19 protein-coding genes are annotated in these 17,699 nt (G+C 72.9%); 8 read left to right on the forward strand and 11 right to left on the reverse strand.

The window, feature by feature from the left end; all coding sequences use genetic code 11:
* Positions 1-5 precede the first annotated feature (5 nt).
* Positions 6-2,288, reverse strand: coding sequence for an ATP-binding cassette domain-containing protein (locus ACIRL2_RS04940; protein WP_395868088.1), 2,283 nt, complete (start codon positions 2,286-2,288; stop codon positions 6-8).
* A 194-nt stretch (positions 2,289-2,482) separates the two neighbouring features.
* Between ACIRL2_RS04940 and ACIRL2_RS04945 the strand changes: the two genes are divergently transcribed.
* Genes ACIRL2_RS04945 through ACIRL2_RS04955 form a run of 3 tightly spaced genes read left to right on the forward strand, consistent with a single transcriptional unit; the run spans position 2,483 to position 6,117 of the window.
* Positions 2,483-4,378, forward strand: coding sequence for a hypothetical protein (locus tag ACIRL2_RS04945; protein ID WP_402230202.1), 1,896 nt, complete (start codon positions 2,483-2,485; stop codon positions 4,376-4,378).
* A gap of 9 nt (positions 4,379-4,387) precedes the next feature.
* The gene (gene tsaD, locus ACIRL2_RS04950; protein WP_395868084.1) at positions 4,388-5,461 is read left to right on the forward strand and encodes a tRNA (adenosine(37)-N6)-threonylcarbamoyltransferase complex transferase subunit TsaD; all 1,074 of its coding nucleotides are present in this window, start codon (positions 4,388-4,390) and stop codon (positions 5,459-5,461) included.
* A complete protein-coding gene (locus ACIRL2_RS04955) occupies positions 5,419-6,117 on the forward strand; it encodes a GNAT family N-acetyltransferase (protein ID WP_395868082.1) in 699 nt (232 codons plus the stop codon). The genes tsaD and ACIRL2_RS04955 overlap by 43 nt, the downstream gene beginning before the upstream one ends.
* On the opposite strand, the gene ACIRL2_RS04960 is transcribed toward ACIRL2_RS04955, so the two are convergent.
* Complete coding sequence (locus ACIRL2_RS04960) at positions 6,027-6,272, reverse strand: hypothetical protein (protein WP_395868080.1); 246 nt, start codon at positions 6,270-6,272, stop codon at positions 6,027-6,029. The two genes, ACIRL2_RS04955 and ACIRL2_RS04960, sit on opposite strands and share 91 nt — an antisense overlap.
* A 47-nt stretch (positions 6,273-6,319) precedes the next feature.
* Here ACIRL2_RS04960 and ACIRL2_RS04965 point away from each other — a divergent pair, with 47 nt between their 5' ends.
* Entirely contained in the window at positions 6,320-7,006 is a 687-nt protein-coding gene (locus ACIRL2_RS04965; RefSeq protein ID WP_402230207.1) for a helix-turn-helix domain-containing protein, read from the forward strand.
* A 30-nt stretch (positions 7,007-7,036) separates the two neighbouring features.
* On the opposite strand, the gene ACIRL2_RS04970 is transcribed toward ACIRL2_RS04965, so the two are convergent.
* Together ACIRL2_RS04970 and ACIRL2_RS04975 are read right to left on the reverse strand one after the other, a co-directional pair.
* Complete coding sequence (locus ACIRL2_RS04970; RefSeq protein WP_402230209.1) at positions 7,037-7,450, reverse strand: VOC family protein; 414 nt, start codon at positions 7,448-7,450, stop codon at positions 7,037-7,039.
* 99 nt (positions 7,451-7,549) lie between these two features.
* Positions 7,550-8,824, reverse strand: coding sequence for an MFS transporter (locus ACIRL2_RS04975; protein ID WP_402230211.1), 1,275 nt, complete (start codon positions 8,822-8,824; stop codon positions 7,550-7,552).
* Between the two features lie 159 nt (positions 8,825-8,983).
* Between ACIRL2_RS04975 and ACIRL2_RS04980 the strand changes: the two genes are divergently transcribed.
* From ACIRL2_RS04980 to ACIRL2_RS04990, 3 genes are all read left to right on the forward strand, one after another.
* Entirely contained in the window at positions 8,984-9,877 is an 894-nt protein-coding gene (locus ACIRL2_RS04980; RefSeq protein ID WP_402230213.1) for a LysR family transcriptional regulator, read from the forward strand.
* A 115-nt stretch (positions 9,878-9,992) separates the two neighbouring features.
* Complete coding sequence (locus ACIRL2_RS04985; protein WP_402230215.1) at positions 9,993-10,613, forward strand: YigZ family protein; 621 nt, start codon at positions 9,993-9,995, stop codon at positions 10,611-10,613.
* A gap of 119 nt (positions 10,614-10,732) precedes the next feature.
* Positions 10,733-10,945: a hypothetical protein gene (locus tag ACIRL2_RS04990; protein WP_395868069.1), complete on the forward strand. Its 213-nt coding sequence runs from the start codon at positions 10,733-10,735 to the stop codon at positions 10,943-10,945.
* A 289-nt stretch (positions 10,946-11,234) separates the two neighbouring features.
* On the opposite strand, the gene ACIRL2_RS04995 is transcribed toward ACIRL2_RS04990, so the two are convergent.
* The 4 genes from ACIRL2_RS04995 to ACIRL2_RS05010 all read right to left on the reverse strand — a co-directional run bounded on the left by ACIRL2_RS04995 (position 11,235) and on the right by ACIRL2_RS05010 (position 14,782).
* Positions 11,235-12,029: an SDR family NAD(P)-dependent oxidoreductase gene (locus ACIRL2_RS04995; protein ID WP_402230217.1), complete on the reverse strand. Its 795-nt coding sequence runs from the start codon at positions 12,027-12,029 to the stop codon at positions 11,235-11,237.
* Positions 12,030-12,343: 314 nt separating this feature from the next.
* The gene (locus tag ACIRL2_RS05000) at positions 12,344-13,108 is read right to left on the reverse strand and encodes a nucleotidyltransferase domain-containing protein (RefSeq protein ID WP_402230220.1); all 765 of its coding nucleotides are present in this window, start codon (positions 13,106-13,108) and stop codon (positions 12,344-12,346) included.
* Between the two features lie 91 nt (positions 13,109-13,199).
* Positions 13,200-13,817: an HD family hydrolase gene (locus ACIRL2_RS05005; RefSeq protein ID WP_402230222.1), complete on the reverse strand. Its 618-nt coding sequence runs from the start codon at positions 13,815-13,817 to the stop codon at positions 13,200-13,202.
* Positions 13,818-14,059: 242 nt separating this feature from the next.
* Positions 14,060-14,782: a DJ-1/PfpI family protein gene (locus ACIRL2_RS05010; RefSeq protein WP_395868061.1), complete on the reverse strand. Its 723-nt coding sequence runs from the start codon at positions 14,780-14,782 to the stop codon at positions 14,060-14,062.
* 91 nt (positions 14,783-14,873) lie between these two features.
* Between ACIRL2_RS05010 and ACIRL2_RS05015 the strand changes: the two genes are divergently transcribed.
* On the forward strand, positions 14,874-15,905 hold the full coding sequence (locus ACIRL2_RS05015) for a GlxA family transcriptional regulator (protein WP_402230225.1): 1,032 nt from the start codon (positions 14,874-14,876) through the stop codon (positions 15,903-15,905).
* Here the strand turns inward: ACIRL2_RS05015 and ACIRL2_RS05020 are convergent.
* Genes ACIRL2_RS05020 through ACIRL2_RS05030 form a run of 3 tightly spaced genes read right to left on the reverse strand, consistent with a single transcriptional unit; the run spans position 15,833 to position 17,654 of the window.
* Positions 15,833-16,618, reverse strand: a complete 786-nt coding sequence (locus ACIRL2_RS05020) for a TetR family transcriptional regulator (RefSeq protein WP_395868057.1) — start codon at positions 16,616-16,618, stop codon at positions 15,833-15,835. The genes ACIRL2_RS05015 and ACIRL2_RS05020 overlap by 73 nt on opposite strands.
* Before the next feature lie 11 nt (positions 16,619-16,629).
* Positions 16,630-17,190 carry a thiol-disulfide oxidoreductase DCC family protein gene (locus ACIRL2_RS05025; RefSeq protein ID WP_395868055.1) on the reverse strand — a complete coding sequence of 187 codons (561 nt, stop codon included), beginning with the start codon at positions 17,188-17,190 and terminating at the stop codon, positions 16,630-16,632.
* A 5-nt stretch (positions 17,191-17,195) separates the two neighbouring features.
* Positions 17,196-17,654 carry a hypothetical protein gene (locus ACIRL2_RS05030; RefSeq protein ID WP_402230229.1) on the reverse strand — a complete coding sequence of 153 codons (459 nt, stop codon included), beginning with the start codon at positions 17,652-17,654 and terminating at the stop codon, positions 17,196-17,198.
* Positions 17,655-17,699: the final 45 nt, after the last annotated feature.

The following is a 17,699-nucleotide window of genomic DNA, read 5'->3' on the forward strand; positions in this document are numbered from 1 at the left end:
AAGTGTCAGCTCGCCCGGGCCCGCTCCGCCGTCGCCAACGCGGCTCGCAGGAATTCCGCGGTCGCCGAGTCCTCGGCCTTGACCAATTCCGCCGGCGTGCCCTCGAACACCACCGTGCCGCCGTGCTTGCCGCCGCCCGGACCAAGGTCGAGGACGTGGTCGGCGCGCTTGACCACGTCCAGGTTGTGCTCGACCACCACGACGGTGTTGCCCGCGTCCACGAGCCGGTCCAGCAGTCGGATCAGTGTCTCCACATCGGACATGTGCAGGCCCGTGGTCGGCTCGTCGAGGATGTACACGCTGCCGGCCTTGTGCAGTTCGCTCGCCAGCTTGAGCCGCTGCAACTCGCCGCCGGACAGCGAACTCAGCGGTTGCCCCAGGGTCAGGTAGCCCAGCCCGACCGAGACCAGCGACCGCACCCGAGTGCGCAGCGCCTTCTCGGTGAAGTAGTCCACCGCCTCCTCGGCGGTCAGCGCCAACACCTCCACGATCGACTTGCCGCGCAGCCGGTACGCCAGGACCTCGTCGCGGAACCGCCGCCCCTCGCACGCCTCGCAGCGCGTGGTGACCGGGTCCATGAACGCCATGTCGGTCCGGATCACGCCGCGCCCCTGGCACTCGGGACACGCACCGAGCGAGTTGAACGTGAACATCCCCGGGTCCACGTCGTTGGCCTTCGCGAACAGCTTGCGCACGGTGTCCAGCACGCCGACGTAGGTCGCCGGCGTCGAGCGTGAGGAGATGCCCACGCCCGACTGGTCGACCACCACCGCCTGCGGGTGCGCGGCGACCAGCACGTCCGAGATCAGCGTGCTCTTGCCCGAGCCCGCGACGCCGGTGACCACGGTGAGCACGCCGGTGGGGATGTCCACGTCCACGTTCCGCAGGTTGTGCAGGTTCGCGCCGCGAATCTCCAGCGCGCCGGTGGGCCGGCGAAAGCTCGGCTTGAGCGGGCTGAGCCGGCGCAGCGCGCGCCCGGTCGGCGAGTTCGCGGCGCACAGTTCGGCGAAGCTGCCCTCGAACGTGACGGTGCCGCCGTGGATGCCCGCTCCCGGGCCGACGTCGACGACGTGGTCCGCGATCGCGATCACGTCCGGGTCGTGTTCGACCACCAGCACGGTGTTGCCCTTGTCCCGCAGCCGGGTGAGCAGGTCGTTGAGTCGGACCACGTCGCGCGGATGCAGTCCCACACTCGGTTCGTCGAAGATGTACGTCATCCCGGTCAGGCTCGAACCGAGGTAGCGCACCATCTTCAGCCGCTGCCCCTCGCCGCCGGACACCGTCGAGGTGGGCCGGTCCAGGTGCAGGTAGCCGAGCCCGATCGCGACGATCCGCTCCAACGCGACCGCCGCCGGTCGCGCGACCCGCCGCGCGACCGGATCGGCCAGTCCGGTGAGCACCTCGACCAGGTCGGCGATCTCCATCGCCGCGTAGTCCGACAACGAGCGGCCCTCGATCAGCGATGTGCGCGCCGCCTCGTTGAGCCGGGCCCCCGCGCAGTCCGGACACGCTCCGTCGGTGACGAACCGGGCGATCGTCTCGCGGCTCTTCTCCGCCAGCGCCGAGGTGTCCCGCTTGAGGTAGAGCCGGTTGAACCGGTCGACCAACCCCTCGTAGTCGATGTGGTGCCGGCCGTTGTTGTTGACGATCTCCACCTTGGCGCCGGTGCCGTACAGGAACAGCCGCCACTGCTCGTCGGTGAACTCGCGGATCGGGACGTCGGTGGGGTAGAGGTCGTGGTTCGCGTACAGCTGCCACTGCCAGCCGCCGACCGCGAACCCCGGGTGCCGGATCGCGCCGTCGCCGATCGTGCGGCTCGGGTCGATCAGCGCGTCCAGGTTCAGCCGGACGGTGTGCCCGAGGCCCTCGCAGGTCGGACACATGCCGTTCGGGTCGTTGAACGAGTAGTGGTTGGAGGGTCCGGCCGACGGGGTGCCGTGCCGCGAGAACAACACGCGCAGCAGCGGGTGGATGTCGGTCATCGTGCCCACCGTGGACCGCGAGTTGCCGCCGATCGGGCGCTGGTCGACGATGATTGCCGTCGACAGGTGCTCGATCGAGTCCGCCTCGGGGCGCTCGTGCTTGGGCAGCCGGTTGCGGATGAACGCCGTGAACGTCTCGGCGAGTTGCCGCTGCGACTCGACCGCGATGGTGTCGAACACGATCGACGACTTGCCCGATCCGGAGACTCCGGTGAACACCACGATCCGGTTCTTGGGGATGCGCAGCGACACCCCCTTGAGGTTGTGCTCCCGGGCGCCGGTGATCACGATGCTGTCGTAGTTCATGGCACCAACGTACGAAGGGGTCCCTGACACGTGTTGTCAAGGATTTCGGAGCGATTCGGCACCGGTCGCGGAACCGTCCGCTGTCGCGCGGACCGATGCGGCGGCGCACAAACGGGTTGCGCGGGACGGTGTCCATCCAGCACCATCGCCGCCATGACGAACCCGAACCGAGAGGGCGGCGACCGCCCCCGCGCGTGAACGCCCCGACGTCGGCGCCCGAGCCGATCGACCCGACCGAGACGACCGCGGCGCCTTTGAGCCCGACGGTGCACGATCCGCTCTTCGCCGGCTACGGCGACGCGACGTACCAGGCGATTCTGGCCGATCGCGACGGCCCGACGGCCCGCGAGATGTTCGCGCGAAGCGCCGATCCGGATCCGGCCGTCCGGCGGCGCGTGATGACACTGTTGACCACCGTGAGCCATGCGGTCCAGCGATGGCCGGCCGCCGCCGACATCGCCGCGAACCTGCTGATCGACCCCGACGAACGGGTACGCCGCGCGGCGGCCTGGCTGCTCGCGCAGGCCGATCTCGACCGGGCACTGCACATGGCCCACGAACCACCCGCCGACCCGGTGGCCGGCCTGGCACTCGTCGAGGCCGCGCTCGGCCGTTGGGCCCCCGGCACCGAGGCCGCGCGACTGGATCTGGCCGGGCACCTGCGCGAACACCCGGATCCGGCCGTGCGGTTGCGGGCGGGCTTCGCGGCGCTCGCGCTGTGCGCGCCGGAGCGGCGGGGGAACTGGGAGCGGGTGATCCGGGGCGCACTGGGCTCGGCCGAGCGCCTGTCCGGTCCGGGTTCGCCGGTCACGTGGAGCGCGGCCGAGCTGTTGGCCTCCGCGTTCGAGCGCGGCGGACGTGCCGAGATCGACTGGTACCTGTGGGCCGACCTGCTGATGCGTTCCCCGGACCCGGCGACGGTGCGGGTGGGGATCGGGTTCGGCCGCGAGGCGATCGGGAAGTGGCGGGCCGGCCCGGTCCGTTTGTTGCCGGCCCTCGGCCACGCGCTCGACCACGAGGACCCGGACGTACGGGCGGCCGCGCTGCACACGATCGGCGGCTCCACACAGGCCACCCGGGGCGCCGCCGACCGCCTGGCGCGACTGACGGCCGACCCGATCGCGGGCTGGCCGGCCGTCGTGGCCCTCGCGCGCGAGGGTGATCGCCGGGCACTCCCGGCGGTTCGCGCGGCACTGTTCACGGCGGCGACGGACGCGACGCACCCGGGGTTGACGCGGGCCGCGGCCGGCTTCGCCGACGACCCGTCGGCGCTCCTGCCGGCCGCCGGACTCGACCGACTGGCCAGGCACGACGCCGCCTCCTGTGTACGTTCGCTTCGCGAGCGGGGGTGCCTGCTGCCGGCGGCCGTGGCCGCGCTGAACCCCGACGCGCCGGCCGACGCGGCGGTGGTGCCCGCGTTGATCGCGACGCTGTCCGACGTGGCGAGCGTCGAGGCGCACACGTGGCCGCGCGCGCGGATCGCGCAGGTGCTGGGCGAGTTCGGCCCGGCCGCGGGCGAGGCCGTACCGCTGCTCGCGCGCCTGGTCGCCGAGGCGCCCGAGACGCTCGCACAACACGCCGCCCTCGCGCTGATCCGGATCACCGGCGATCGCCGGCTCGCGGAGGCCCGCCTCGACGCGCTCGAATCGGTGATCCGACGACCGCGCCAGGCCGTGGTGCTCTTGGAGTGGCTGGTCGACAACGGCGGCCTGAGCCCGCGCCATTCGGCCGCGCTGTGGTCGATGGCGGCGGACCCCGACCGGACCTACGCCCGCGTCCTGGAACCGCTGTGGCGGCATGCCGGCGCCGCCGCGCTGCCGGTCCTGCTCGCGTCGCTGCCGCGATTCCTGGACGCCGACGTGTACGCCTCGTCCGTGTACCGCCTGCTGGACGAGATGGGCGCGGCGGCGGCCCCGCTGCTGCCCGCCCTGGACACGATCGTCGACTCGTCCGAGCGCCCGCCGCTCCTCGACGACGACCGGGACCGGATACGCCTGGACGAGGCGCTCGTCGAGCGCGCCCGCGCCGCGCGGGCCCGGATCGCCGCAGCTATTGCAAGTGGTGTGCAAGTACTCGGTAACGGCAACTAAGCTCGTGCCATGAGTGCCTCACCCATCGTCCTCGGCATCGAATCGTCCTGCGACGAGACCGGAGTCGGCCTGGTCCGGGACGGCCGGCTGCTCGGCCACGCGGTGGCCACCAGCATGGCCGAACACGCCCGATTCGGCGGCGTCGTACCGGAGATCGCGGCCCGCGCGCACGTGCACGCGGTCACCCCGACGGTGCGCGCCGCGCTGGACGCGGCCGGGCTGCGCCGGCGCGACATCGGCGCGGTCGCGGTGACCACCGGCCCCGGTCTGGCCACCGCGCTCCAGGTCGGCGTGGCCGCCGCGAAGGGCTTCGCACTCGCGCTGGACGTGCCCCTGTACGGCGTGCACCACCTGGCCGGACACGTCGCCGCCGACACCCTCGAACACGGCGCGCTGCCCGACCCGTGTGTCGTGCTGATCGTCTCCGGCGGCCACACCTCGCTGCTGCTCGTGCGCGACCTCGCCCGCGACCCGATCACCCACCTCGGCGACACGCTCGACGACGCGGCGGGGGAGTGCTTCGACAAGGTGGCCCGGGTGTTCGGCCTGCCCTACCCGGGCGGGCCGGCGATCGATGCCGCCGCGCGCGACGGCGACCCGCGCGCCGTCGCCTTCCCGCGCGGGCTCACCGGACCGCGTGACGACCCGTACGCGTTCTCCTTCTCCGGCCTCAAGTCCGCCGCCGCCCGCTGGGCCGAGCGCTCGCGCGCCGCGGGCGCCGAGTTGCCGGTCGCCGACGGCGCCGCCGCGCTCCAGGAGGCGGTGGCCGACGTGCTGACCCGAAAGGCCGTCGCGGCCTGTGTCGCGCACGACGTGCGCACCCTCGTCGTGGTCGGCGGCGTCGCGGCCAACTCCCGGGTGCGCTCGCTCGCGGCCGAGCGCTGCGCCGCCGCGGGCATCACGCTGCGGGTGCCGCCGCCGCGCCTGTGCACCGACAACGGCGCGATGATCGCCGCCGTCGGCGACCTGCTGATCCGCGCCGGCGTCGCGCCGGCCCCGCTCGACGTGTCGATCGACCCGTCCGCACCCCTGGAGTACGCGTGCCTGCACCCCGTGGCGACACCCGCGCGAGCGGCCGGATGACCCCGGAGATCCGCCGATTCACCGCCGCCGAGCTCACCCGGTACGCGGAGGGCATCCGCGCCGTCTACGCCGAGGCCTTCGCCGAACCGCCGTGGGACGAGGGGCCGGAGCAGGCCGACGAGTACCTGCGGCGGCTGGCGGCGGACGCCGGCCGGCCCGGCTTCGTCGGCGTCGTCGCGGTGGCCGAATCCACCGGCGCCGTGCTCGGGTTCTGTACCGCGTGGACCACCACGACACCGATGCCCACCGGCCGCTCGTACGACCGGGTCGCCGAGACGCTGGGTCCGGAGCGGACCCGGGCGTGGCTCTGCGGCGCGCTGGAGGTGGACGAACTCGCGGTCTCCGGCGCGGCCCGGGGCACCGGAGCCGCCGCCGCGCTGCTGGAAGCGGTGACCGCCGACGCCGTCGACGGCCGCTCCTGGTTGCTCACCTCCACGCAGGCGGAACCGGCCCTGCGCTTCTACGCGCGCCAGGGTTGGCGGCGGATCGCCTCGGCCGAGTGGCCGGGCACGGTGGTGCTGCTGCACCCCCGGCACCCGGCGCACGATGCGGCGGTGCCGCAGGGTCAGGGCGCGGAGCGCAGCAACCAGTCGTTGTTCGCGTCGCGGCCGAACTCGGGGTCGTTGGGCGGATCGGCCGGGAGTTCCTCGACCTGATCGGCCGGTGCCACCCGCTCGGGCAGCTTGCCCCAGCGCTCGGCGCGAGCCGCCTCGGCGGTGCGATCGGCGGCCTTGTCGGGAGTCTCCTCCACCGACGGATGTCCACGCTGCTCTTCGTTGCCCATGAGCCCCTGCCCGGTTCGGACGTGCACGCTGACACCCCAACGGTACCGCCACCCGACCCGGGGATACTGGGGACGTGTATGTCGAACGTCGTTCCCGGCTGGCACCGCTGATCGTGTGGACCCGCACGGTCGAGACGGCCGGATCCGGTCGCGTGCTGCCGGACGGGTGCATGGACCTGATCTGGTCCGGCGACGAGTTGATCGTGGCCGGACCCGACACCGCCGCGCACCTGGTCCAGGACAGCCCGGGCGCGCGCCACGCGGCGGTGCGCTGCGCCCCCGGGTTCGGGCCCGCGCTGTTCGGGACGCCCGCCGACGCGCTGCGCGACCGGCGGGTCCCGCTGGCCGATGTGTGGGGCGAGCGCGACGCACGGGAGTTGGCCGAGCGAATCTCCGTCGCCGCCGACCCGGCCGCCGTCCTGGAACACGTGGCCGCCGAGCGGCTGCGCGAGCACGACGCCGACACGGCACGGTTCGCAGGCACCGTGGTCGGCGAACTGCGGGCCGGCGCGGACGTCGCCACGGTCGCGGCCGGGGTCAACCTGAGCGAGCGTCAACTGCACCGCCGCTCGCTCGCCGCGTTCGGCTACGGGCCCAAGACGCTGGCCCGGGTGCTGCGCCTGGACCGCGCGCTGGACCTGGCCCGACGGGGCGTCCCGGCCGCCAGGGTCGCGGCCGTCACCGGCTACGCCGACCAGGCCCACTTCGCGCGGGACGTCAAGGCGCTGGCCGGCGTCCCGCTGCGCACCCTGCTGGGTTGAACCCGGCGGTCGCCCCGCTGCCCAGGCCGGCTACTGTGCGGCGTCCGGCAGGGCGGCCATCAGGTCGACGCCGTTTCCGTCCGGGTCGTGCACGACCGCGTACCGCTGGCCCCAGAACGCGTCCCACGGCGGCAGGTGGCCGGTGTGTCCGGCCGCGACCAGTTCGCCGTACAGCTTGTCCACCGCGGCCGGATCGGCGCACATGAAGGCCAGCGCGGCCCGATGACCGCCGGTCGGCGCGGTCCACTCGGGGTCGAACGAGCGGACCGTTCCGACCGTGTCCAGGACCAGCAACGGCCCGCCGGGCAAGGTCACCTCGACGTGCGGCAGCGCGTCGTCCCCGGCGGGGATGTCCAGGCCGAGCGCGCGGTAGAACGCGAGCGACGCGGGCATGTCGGCGACCACGAGGCCGATGAAGTGGAAACGCAACGCGGGAGAAGTCATGCCCTCACGCTAGCCGGCGCCGGCGGCCGGGATCTTGAACGAATCGGACGTGTTCGCGCGACGGACCCGAACGTGTTCGCGTGACGCGTCCGGACGAGTTCAGGCCCGTGCCCGACGAGCCGCCGTCACGGCCAGCAACCCGGTCGCCGCGGCCAGGGCGCCGCCGAACCACAACACGGCGGACGTGGCCACCGCGTCCACCGCGACGCCGCCGAGCAGCGAACCGAGCGCGATGGCGACCTGGAAGCCGGTCACGAACACCGCCGACGCCGCCTCGGGGGCGTCCGGCGCCGAGCGCGACAACCACGCCTGCAACCCCACCGGCACCGCGCCGTACGCGAGCCCCCACGCGAGCATCGCGGCCACCGTGCCCGGCGTCCATGTCCGGGTCAGCGCGAGCAGCACGACCGAGACGCCGAGCAGCCCGGCCGCGACCGCGAGCGTGCCGTGCGGGGCGCGTCCGGTGTACGCGCCGGCCACGAAGTTGCCGACCACACCGGCCACGCCGTACCCGAACAGCAGCCCGCCGATCGGCCCCGGACCCAGGTCGCCGACCCGCTCCAGGACGGGCCGGATGTAGGTGTACGCGCCGAAGTGCCCGGCGATCACCAGGATCAGCCCCGCGGCGCCCAGGAGTACGGGACCGCGGCCCAGCAGCGCCCGCAGCTCGCTCGGTCGCACGGCCCGTTCGGCGGGCAGCGGCGGGAGCAGCAGCAACAGCGCGGCAAGGACCACCGCGGCGAGCCCGGCCATGGCGGCGAACGCGACGCGCCAACCGGCCCATTCGCCGATCATCGTGCCGATCGGCACACCGACCACCGAGGCCACCGACACCCCGCCGAAGATCATCGCGGCGGCCCGGCCGACCGATCGGGCGGGTACCAGGCGGACCGGCAGGCTCGCGCCGATCGCCCAGAAGCCGCCGAGGCCGGCGCCCACCAGGACCCGGGCGACCAGCAGGGTGGCGAAGTTCGGCGCCAGCGCGCTGATCGTGTTGGCGGCCAGCAGCACGAACATCATCACGGCCAGCACGATCCGCCGATCCACCCGACCGGCGGCGACGAGCACGATCGGCGCGGCGACGCCCGCGACCACCGCGGCCAGCGTCATGGCCAGCCCGGTGGTGCCGTCGGACACGTGCAGGCCGTGCGAGATCGGGGTGAGCAGGCCGACCGGGAGCATCTCGGTGCTGACCACCGCGAAGGTACCGACGGAGACGGCCGCGACGGCGAGCCAGGACCGGGCGCCGGCCCTCTCGGCGGCCGACCCGGATTCGGCGGCGGACCCGGGAGCAGAGGCCTCGGGATCGGCGGCGGACCCGGGATCTGCGATTGACGAAGGGGACGAAGCGGTGTCGACGACTGGGTTGGACATGGCGTCAACCCTGGTCACCGGGCCGGGACCGAACAACGGCCAAGATCGCATGCGTGCACAAGCCTCGCTTATGCTCGCAGGTCGAAGTCCGGTGCCGGGTCCGAGCGGGCATCGCGTACTGGCCCGGTCGACCCGTACCCGAGGGGGAGGAGAGCGCGGATGAGCGTGGAGTTCCGCGAGTTGGAGTGTTTCGTCGTGTTGAGCGAGGAACTGCACTTCACCCGCACCGCCGCCCGGCTCTACACGTCGCAGGCCCGGGTCAGCCAACTGCTGCGGCAACTGGAGGATCGGATCGGCGCCCGGCTGTTCGAGCGCAGCAGCCGTCGGGTCGAGCTCACGTCGCAGGGCGCACTGTTCCTGGCCGAGATGCGGCCCGCGTACGCCAAACTCACCGACGCGGTCGAGCGCGCCCGCTCCCGAGCCCGGGGCATCGAGGGTGTGCTGCGGATCGGCTTCGTCGGCACGCCCTACGGCACCCTCCTGGACCTGGTCGGCGACTTCCGCGCCGGACATCCGCAGGCCCGCGCCGACCTGGTCGAGACGCCGCTGTCGGATCCGTTTAGCGCGGTGCTGCGCGGCGAGATCGACGCGGCCTTCGTGACCCTGCCGGTGGTCGACCCCGCGCTGCGCACCGGCCCGGTGATCGCCGCCGACCCGCTCGTGCTCGGGGTCTCCACCCGGCACCCGTTCGCGCGGCGCGAGCACGTGGACGCCGAGGAGTTGGCCGAGTGCGCGCTCGTGGACATCGCCGGGCCGGCCCCGGCGCGCTGGCGTGAACTCCAGTCGCCGACGGTGACCCCGGGTGGTCGCCCGATTCCCCGCGGACCGGTCGCCGGCACCCTCCAGGAGGTGTTGTCGCTGATCGCCGCCGAGCGGGGAGCGCTGCTGTTCTGTGCGCAGTTCGCCGGCTACAACGGGCGCCCCGACGTCGCGTTCGTGCCGGTCACCGGCCTGGCCGAGTCGGCGGTCACGCTCACCTGGCGGGCCGGGCACGAGACGAACCTGCTGCGCTCCTTCGTCGCCGTGTCGAGCCGGCCGCCGATGGCGGCCTGACCCTGGGCGTGTCTTCGATCCCCGCGGGGCTTTGAAGACACGCCCTATGGCGAGCGCCCGTGGCGACGGGCCATACCGTGGGGGCGTTCACCGATGCCTGCCGAAGGACCTGGTCATGCCGCTGCTCACGATCAAGTCCGAAGGTGAGGTCGAGGTCGAGGTTCGGCGCTCGCGCTTTCTGTGCGCCGTCGCGCGGGTGGCCGACGACGCCCAGGCGCAGGCATTCCTGGCCCGGCGCCGGGCGCTGCACCCCTCCGCGCGGCACAACTGCTCGGCGTGGATCGCGGGCGGCCAGGAGAAGGGATACGACGACGGCGAACCGTCCGGTACGGCGGGTGCGCCGATGCTCCAGGTGCTCCGGCGCCGCGAGCTCACCGAGACGGTCGCCGTGGTGACCCGATACTTCGGCGGCATCATGCTCGGCGCCGGCGGCCTGATCCGGGCGTACGGCTCGGCGGTGACCGAGGCGGTGGACACGGTCGGGGTGGTCGAGTTGCGACCGATGCTGGTGCTGACGGTGGACGTCGACCACGCGCACGCCGGCCGGTTGGAGAACGACCTGCGCGGGCTCGGCCACGAGGTGCGCGACATCCGGTACGGGGCCGAGGTGGCGATCGACGTGTGCGTGCCGGAGCCGGATCGGGAGCGCTTCACCGCGCGGTTGACCGACCTGACCGGCGGCCGGGCGAGCGCCCGCGAGACGGGGCGCACGTTCGTCGAGGTGGACGCCTCCTGAAACATTTCCTGACGGACTTCTCACGCCGGTGTGCGCCGGCCCGGTTGAAACGCGCCCCAGGTCGGAACACCAAGGGGTGTATGGGGTGCTCGCACGGGGCTGCGGGAAATGAGGAAGTGATGACGGCTGGATACGACGAGAGGTCGGCGACCGACCAAGCGAAGGTCGACCGGGCCGTTCGCGAGCGGGTGATTCGGGCTCGCGCGGTGTTGTCCGAGGCCAGCGCCACGCACGACACGAACGCGTTGTCCCCCGCGTTGGACGAATTGGAGGACGCGTTGCACGCCGCACGGGAATACGGCGTGACGGTCCCACCGACGGGCAACGGCTGATCGCGCCGGGTCAGGGGTCTCGGGCAACCCCGCGTCGGCGGGTCCGACGACGAAGCGGGTGAGACGCACCCGCGGACCCGTGGCGCTACGGCGAGCAGCAGAGTGGTCCGGCGAAGGTCCGCGCGTCGGGGTCGGGGGACGGCGGTGCGAGTCGGATGGTCCTCCAGGGGTCGTCGGCGGAACCTGCCCGCATGGTGAGCGCGTCGCCGGCTCGACCCGGGTCCGCGTGGGATGAGGGCGGTAGTGCGACCGGGGACCGATTCTCCGGTCCCCGGCCGCACCCGAGGGGTCAGATCGCCTTGTGCATGCCGCCGTCCACGACATAGTCCACGCCCATGATGTTCGCGGCCCGCTCGGAGGCCAGGAACAGCACGACGTCGGCGATTTCCCGCGGCTCGGAGACGCGACCGGTGAGCACACCCATCGCCTGCGGAAGCACCTCGTCCATGAACACCTGCGCGGTGGTCCCGGCGGACGCGGCCATCATGTCGGCGAACTGCCCCGGGTCGGTCCACAGCGGCGTGCGCACCGGACCGGGCGAGACGGTGTTCACCCGCACACCCAGCGGGCCGAACTCCTCGGCGAGCGACTTCGAGTACGAGCTCAGCGCGGCCTTCGATGCCGAGTAGTGCACGAGCGACGAGGACGGGAGGTGACTGTTCAGCGAGCTGATGGTGATCACCGCGCCGCCGCCCCGGGTGACGATGGACGGCATCGCGGCCCTGGTCGCGCGCACCGCGCTGAACAGGTTGATCTCGAAGATGCGCTGCCACTCGGCGTCCTCGACCCCGATGATCGAGGGCGTCGGCGCACCGGTCCCGACGTTGTTGATCAGTACGTCGACCCCGCCGTGGGCGTCGACGGCAGCCTGCACCAGCTCGGCCGGACCATCCGGGTGAGCCAGGTCCACGGCCACCGGAAGTACGTCGAACTCCCCGCGCAGCGCCATCAGTTCGGTGGATATGGTGCGGCTGCCGGCGACGACTCGGGCGCCCTCCTCGGCGAAGCCGCGCACGATCGCCAGGCCGATGCCCTTGCTGCCACCGGTGACCACGACGACCTTGTTCTTCAGGTTCAAGTTCATGGCTCAATCATTGTTGCGCGGATAGCTCAGGTCTGGCGGAAATCCGCCGCGGTGTTTCGGCGGGGCGGGCTGGGCCTCCCGGCGCCTTCATCGGCTCGCCGGCCGGGGCGCGAAAAGCGCGGCAGGGCGGCAGTGCGGCCGGGCGCCAGGGCGGCCGGGACGGCGTCGAGATCGGTGAACGGCCCTGCCGCGACGCGCTGTTCGGCGGACGGACGGCGGCGGCACGGATTCGGGCGATGACCGAACGTGCGGCGGGCCGAGGCGACGTCGGCGGCCGGCGACGCGCGGAGGACGGTCGGTGGCAGCCGACCGGGTCAGGCGGGTCGGCTCGCCTTCAGGGCGTTGTCGAGGAGGGCGCCGGTCTCGGCGATCGCGGTGGACAGTGTCGTGGGGGTCAGCCGGGACACGATCTCGTCGACGCCGCGCAGGCCCGCGCGATCCAGCAGGGTCTTTTCGTTGGTCACCCACTCGCCGCGACCGGCCGACACCGCGTGTGCCGCCTCGCACGCCGCGCGCCCGATCGCGCCCGCGACGTCGGTGACATGGCCGTGGCCGGCGTGCGCCCCGTCGGCGTACGCGAGGGTCAGCCGCGCGTCGTCGCCCCACCTGGTGTGTCCGGTGCGGCGCAGCGCCTCCGGGTAGGAGGGGCGCGGCAGGTCGCCGAACAGCACCCGGTTGACCGCGAGTTCGGCCACCACCAGGTAGGTCGGCACGCCCGCCAGGTGGAACAGCAGCCGCTCGACCTCGAACCGGCCCTCCCGCGCCTGGGCCAACCGAAGTTCCACGTCCGCGAGTTCGCGATAGTGCAGATCGACCGCCCGGTCCTGGACGGTGAGCCAGGCGCCGCCGTTGAACACCCCGCCGCCCCACGCGCCGAACTCGGACACCTCGCCGGGCCAACCGAGGCCGCGGACCGCGTCCGGGGTGAATCCGTCCCGGTAGTAGACCGAGAAGTCCCAGTCGCTGTCCGGGCGGTGGGTGCCCTGGGCGCGCGACCCGCCGAGCGCGACCGCCGCGACGCCGGGCAGCGCCGCGAGCCGTTCGGTGACGTGGGTGGTGAAGGATGCGTCACTGGTCATGATCGCAGGCTACAACGCGCCGCGCGCGGGCCCTTCGACCCGCGCGCCTGGCCCGGCGGGGCCGACAGGACCCGCCCCTGGCCCGGCGCGGTCAGGGCCGCAGGTAGCCGCGGGTGACCGCCTCGTCGATCAGTTCCAGGGTGTAGGCCCACAACGACGGCGAGCCGTCCGCGATCGTGCTGCCCTGCTTGGCAAGCACCTGGGTGCGGGTCAGGTCGTACTCGCGCCACGTGCCGCCCTCGGTGTGGAAGTTGAGCAGGCACGGCTGGAACCGGTCGATGGCCTTGGCGAAGCGCGCGTCCGGGGTCTCGCGGGCCTCGAACTCCTCCCACAGGGCGCGCAGTTCCGCCCCCTGCGCGGCGGGCAGCAGACCGAAGATCCGGTCCGCGCCCTTTTGTTCGCGCTCGGACTGGTCCACCTCGGCGACCGAGTCGTAGTAGAACGTGTCGCCCGCGTCGATCTCGACCAGGTCGTGGATCAACAACATCCGGGTCACCCGCGCGACGTCGACCTCGGTCGCGGCGTGCTCGGCCAGCGTGCCGGCCAGCATGGCCAGGTGCCACGAGTGCTCGGCGGTGTTCTCGCGGCGCGAGGCGTCCGCGACCAGGTTGCGCCGGACCACACCCTTGAGTCGGTCGATCTCCAGGATGAAGCCGATCTGCGCGGCCAGGTGCGCGTCGGTGGGCGGGAACAGCGGGACACCGGACAAGGCAACTCCTCGGTCGAACGGTCGGGCGGCGTCCGGATCGCCCGACCGTCGCGCGGGCGCGGCGGCCGACAGCCGACGGTCGACGACTGCCGGCCGACAGCGGGTCGGCGGTGCGCGCGGTCGGCGGTGATCGCGGACGCCCCCACGATATGCAACGCGGTCGCGCCGAGGATCGCCCCGGGTCCGCGGGAGCCGCAGCCCACGCCGGCCCGCGCCGCCGCGACCGTCGCGCGGCCCCCGCATCAGCGCAACTTGGCCAGCAGCGCCGGGTGATCCGCCAGCGCGTTCTCGACCATCGCGGTCGCCATCGGTGCCAACGCGGCGACGTCCGCGCCGGCCCAGTCGATCGGCCCCTGCGGTGGCTCCGGGTCGTACTCGATACCCAACTGGATCGCGCGCGCGACGTCCGCGCCGGCGATTTTCTCGACCACGTGCAGCGCCATGTCGATCCCGGCGGACACACCCGCCGCGGTGACCACGTCGCCGTCCTCGACCCAGCGCTCGGCCACCGGTTGCGCGCCGAAGGCGGTCAGCCGGTCGCGGAACATCCAGTGCGTGGTCGCCCGGCGCCCGGTCAACACGCCGGCCTCGCCCAGGATCAGCGAACCCGAGCACACCGAGGTGGTCCAGGCGGCGGCGGCCGACGCGGTGCGCACGTAGTCGAGCAGCGGGGCATCGGCGAGGGCCAGCAGCGTCGCCTCCTCCCCGCCGGGAACACACAGCAGATACGGCGCGGGCACCTCGGCGAAGGTGCGATCGGCGGCCACCCGGAGCGGAGTGCCGGTGGACACCGGGTCGGTGTTCGCGGCGACCACGGTCACCTCGAAGCCGAGCCCGAACCGGGCCAGGGCGGTGAACACCTCGAGCGGACCGACCAGGTCGAGCAGGGTCAGGCCCTCGTACAACACGAACGCGATGGTCCTGGGAGGGGGAGCGGCGGGATCGTGCGCGGTGGATGCGGTCATGTGACGACCTTCGCGTGCCCGCGCCGGCTGTGACGAGGACGATGTCCGAATCCTTGCGATCCCCGTCCTTCGGACACTAGGTTTCCGGGCCATGGACACTCACCCGACCTCGCGCCCGGCCGCGCGCCGGGTGATCGTGGTCGGCTACCCCAACTCCGCGCTCCTGGACATCGCCTGCGTCACCGAGACGCTGATCACCGCGAACACGCTCGGCGCCGACCCGCCCTACGACGTCCGCCTGGCCGGGCTCGGCGGCCGGCCGATCGCGTGCTCGGGCGGCTTCGAGTTGACCCCGCACATCCCCCTCGAACACGTGGTCGGCGCGGTGGACACGCTGCTGATCTGCGGCGGGTACGGTCACGAGCGGGCCGCCGAGGACGAACGCTTCGTCGGCCACCTGCGCCGGGCGGCCCGGGAGGCGCGGCGGGTGGCGTCGGTGTGCACGGGTGCCTCGGTGCTGGCCGCGACCGGGCTGCTGGACGGCCGACGAGCCACCACACACTGGGCGTACGCCCGGCAACTGGCCGCCGACCGGCCCGCGGTCACGGTGGACGCGGCTCCGCTGTTCATCCGCGACGGCCGGATCTCCACATCGGCCGGGGTGACCGCGGCGCTCGACCTGACGCTGTCCTTCATCGAGGAGGACCACGGGCCGGACCTGGCCCGGCACACCGCGCGCGGCCTGGTCACCTACCTCCAGCGACCCGGCAACCAGGCCCAGGTGTCCATGTTCGTGGCCGCGCCGCCGCCCGAACACCCGCTGGTGCGGCGGGCGACCGCGTACGTGACCGGCAACCTGGACGCCGACCTGAGCACCCCGGCGCTGGCCCGCGAGGTGGGCATCGGCGCGCGGCACCTGACCCGGCTCTTCCACGCCCAGTTGGGCACCTCGCCGGGCCGGCACGTGCGAGTGGCCCGCACCGAGGCCGCGGCCCGGCTGCTGGTGTCCACTCGGCTGCCGCTGAGCGCGATCGCGCGCCGTTGCGGGTTCGGTACCACGGAGACGTTGCGGCTGGCCTTCGCCGACCTGTACGCGTGCTCGCCGTCGGCCTATCGGCGATCCGCCGGCGATCCGGACGGGCCGCCGGTGTCCGCCGCCGCGACGCCCTCGGGCACGATGTAGTCGCGAATCAGCCGTTCCGCGTCGCGCACCAGCGGCCGGAAGACCTTGTACCGGGACAGCGAGATCACCCGCTCCACCATCGGGGTGGTGCGCGCGACGAACGCGCGTGACTTGGCGCACTCGGGGGAGCGGTCGTAGACCCAGAAGAGCACGATGCCCATCAGGTGCAGCCACAACAATTCGGGCAGCAGCTCGGCGAGTTCGTCGTCGATCCGGAGCGAGGAGCCGCGCAGGACGTCGGCGAACAGCCCGGTGACCTGTTCGCGGATCGGATACGACTCCGCGGAGAACGGGCTGAGCGGGCTCTCCGGGTCCGCGGCGTTACGGAAGAACTGCACCGCGAACGCGTGGTACGGCTCGGCGACGTCCAACCACGCGGACAGCACCACCTGGAGCCGGTCGCCGAAGTCGCGGACTCCGCGCAGGTCCCGCCGGCAACGGTCGACGTGTTCGTGGGTGACCTGGTCGTAGAAGCCGTGGATCAGGTGTTCCTTGGAGCCGAAGTAGTAGTAGGCGTTGCCGACCGAGACGCCGGACTCCTGGGCGATGGCCCGCATGGTCGTCTTGTCGTAGCCGCGCTCGCGGAAGAGCCGCAGCGCGGTCTCCAGGATCAGAGACCGCGTCTGCTCGCTCTTGCCGGGCCGACCGCCCCGGTCCGGCCGCTCGCTCTTGTCGGCCGGGTTCGATGCGTCGGTGCCTTCCACGTGCTCCACGACAGGCAAGGTTAGTGCTCGAATTCGCACTGGTCGCCACACGCGACCACCGTCCACGGCTCGCGGTAGGGATCCTCGTACGGATACGGGGGGACCGGCCCCCGCCGGGTGACCGCACGGATCCGGGCCGCGGCCAGTACGGCGGCCCGGGCCATCGGCATGCCCATCGGCGTGGCGAGCCGGTAGGACAGGCCGCGGTAGGCGCGCAGTGCCCACGCCACGGTGATCCACGCGGCCGGGCCGGTCCACACCTCGCCGGCACTGCCGACGACGGTCAGTTCGCGCATGGTCGCGACGTGGTCGAGTTCGGGGTAGCGGTTGCGGGCCCGGGGCGAGCCGGCCGGAAGCAGGTCGACGGCGAGCAGGGTGGGCTGCCGGGCGATCCAGTCCGAGAGCGCCGTGCACAACGGGCAGTCGGCGTCGTACAGGACGGTGAGGCGGCGGATCGGGGTGGGCGGCTCGGGGGTGAGCGGCTCGGGGGTGGGGGTGCCGTGCCGGGCCGTCCCCTCCGATCGGCCCGGCACGGTGTTCTCGGGAAGGTTCTCGGTGGGGTGCTCGGGAAGGGCGATCATCGGGATCAGACCCCGGGTGCGGGTCGGGTCGTGCTCTGCGGGTGCACCGGCGGGCCGAAGTCCCGGCCGGAGACCTTCCGTGCCCGCCGGGCGCCGCCGTCGGTGCCGTAGGCCTCGTCCGCCAGACCGCGCTGCCGGATGCGGTTGAGCACGTAGACGTTCAGCAGGTGCAGCACACCCAGGACCAGCAGCACGGTGCCGAGTTTGACCGACAGCGCCTCGACCGAGTCGCGGGCGGTGTCGATGGTGCCGCCGCCCTTGAGGTAGAGCGCGACGAAGCCGAGGTTGACGAGGTAGAAGCCGACCACCAGGAGGTGGTTGACGGCGGCGGCGAGTTCCTCGCGTCCGCGCAGGACGTCCTGGAGGAAGACCTGCCCGCTGCGGCTGAGGGTTCGGGCCACCCAGACGGTGAGTCCGACGCTGATGACCAGGTAGATGACGTACGTGACAACGGTCATGTCCATTGACCGGCTCCTTTTTGAACGTGTTCAAACTGGCCGACGAGCGTG

The organism is Embleya sp. NPDC127516 (assembly GCF_044765325.1).
GTDB lineage: Bacteria > Actinomycetota > Actinomycetes > Streptomycetales > Streptomycetaceae > Embleya.

What these genes read in the sequence shown, in the direction of transcription:
- ACIRL2_RS04940 (WP_395868088.1), bottom strand. Translation starts at nt 2,288, where the DNA reads ATGAACTACGACAGCATCGTGATCACCGGCGCCCGGGAGCACAACCTC.
- tsaD (WP_395868084.1), top strand. Translation starts at nt 4,388, where the DNA reads ATGAGTGCCTCACCCATCGTCCTCGGCATCGAATCGTCCTGCGACGAG.
- ACIRL2_RS04970 (WP_402230209.1), bottom strand. Translation starts at nt 7,450, where the DNA reads ATGACTTCTCCCGCGTTGCGTTTCCACTTCATCGGCCTCGTGGTCGCC.
- ACIRL2_RS04975 (WP_402230211.1), bottom strand. Translation starts at nt 8,824, where the DNA reads ATGTCCAACCCAGTCGTCGACACCGCTTCGTCCCCTTCGTCAATCGCA.
- ACIRL2_RS04980 (WP_402230213.1), top strand. Translation starts at nt 8,984, where the DNA reads ATGAGCGTGGAGTTCCGCGAGTTGGAGTGTTTCGTCGTGTTGAGCGAG.
- ACIRL2_RS04985 (WP_402230215.1), top strand. Translation starts at nt 9,993, where the DNA reads ATGCCGCTGCTCACGATCAAGTCCGAAGGTGAGGTCGAGGTCGAGGTT.
- ACIRL2_RS04990 (WP_395868069.1), top strand. Translation starts at nt 10,733, where the DNA reads ATGACGGCTGGATACGACGAGAGGTCGGCGACCGACCAAGCGAAGGTC.
- ACIRL2_RS04995 (WP_402230217.1), bottom strand. Translation starts at nt 12,029, where the DNA reads ATGAACTTGAACCTGAAGAACAAGGTCGTCGTGGTCACCGGTGGCAGC.
- ACIRL2_RS05000 (WP_402230220.1), bottom strand. Translation starts at nt 13,108, where the DNA reads ATGACCAGTGACGCATCCTTCACCACCCACGTCACCGAACGGCTCGCG.
- ACIRL2_RS05010 (WP_395868061.1), bottom strand. Translation starts at nt 14,782, where the DNA reads ATGACCGCATCCACCGCGCACGATCCCGCCGCTCCCCCTCCCAGGACC.
- ACIRL2_RS05015 (WP_402230225.1), top strand. Translation starts at nt 14,874, where the DNA reads ATGGACACTCACCCGACCTCGCGCCCGGCCGCGCGCCGGGTGATCGTG.
- ACIRL2_RS05025 (WP_395868055.1), bottom strand. Translation starts at nt 17,190, where the DNA reads ATGATCGCCCTTCCCGAGCACCCCACCGAGAACCTTCCCGAGAACACC.
- ACIRL2_RS05030 (WP_402230229.1), bottom strand. Translation starts at nt 17,654, where the DNA reads ATGGACATGACCGTTGTCACGTACGTCATCTACCTGGTCATCAGCGTC.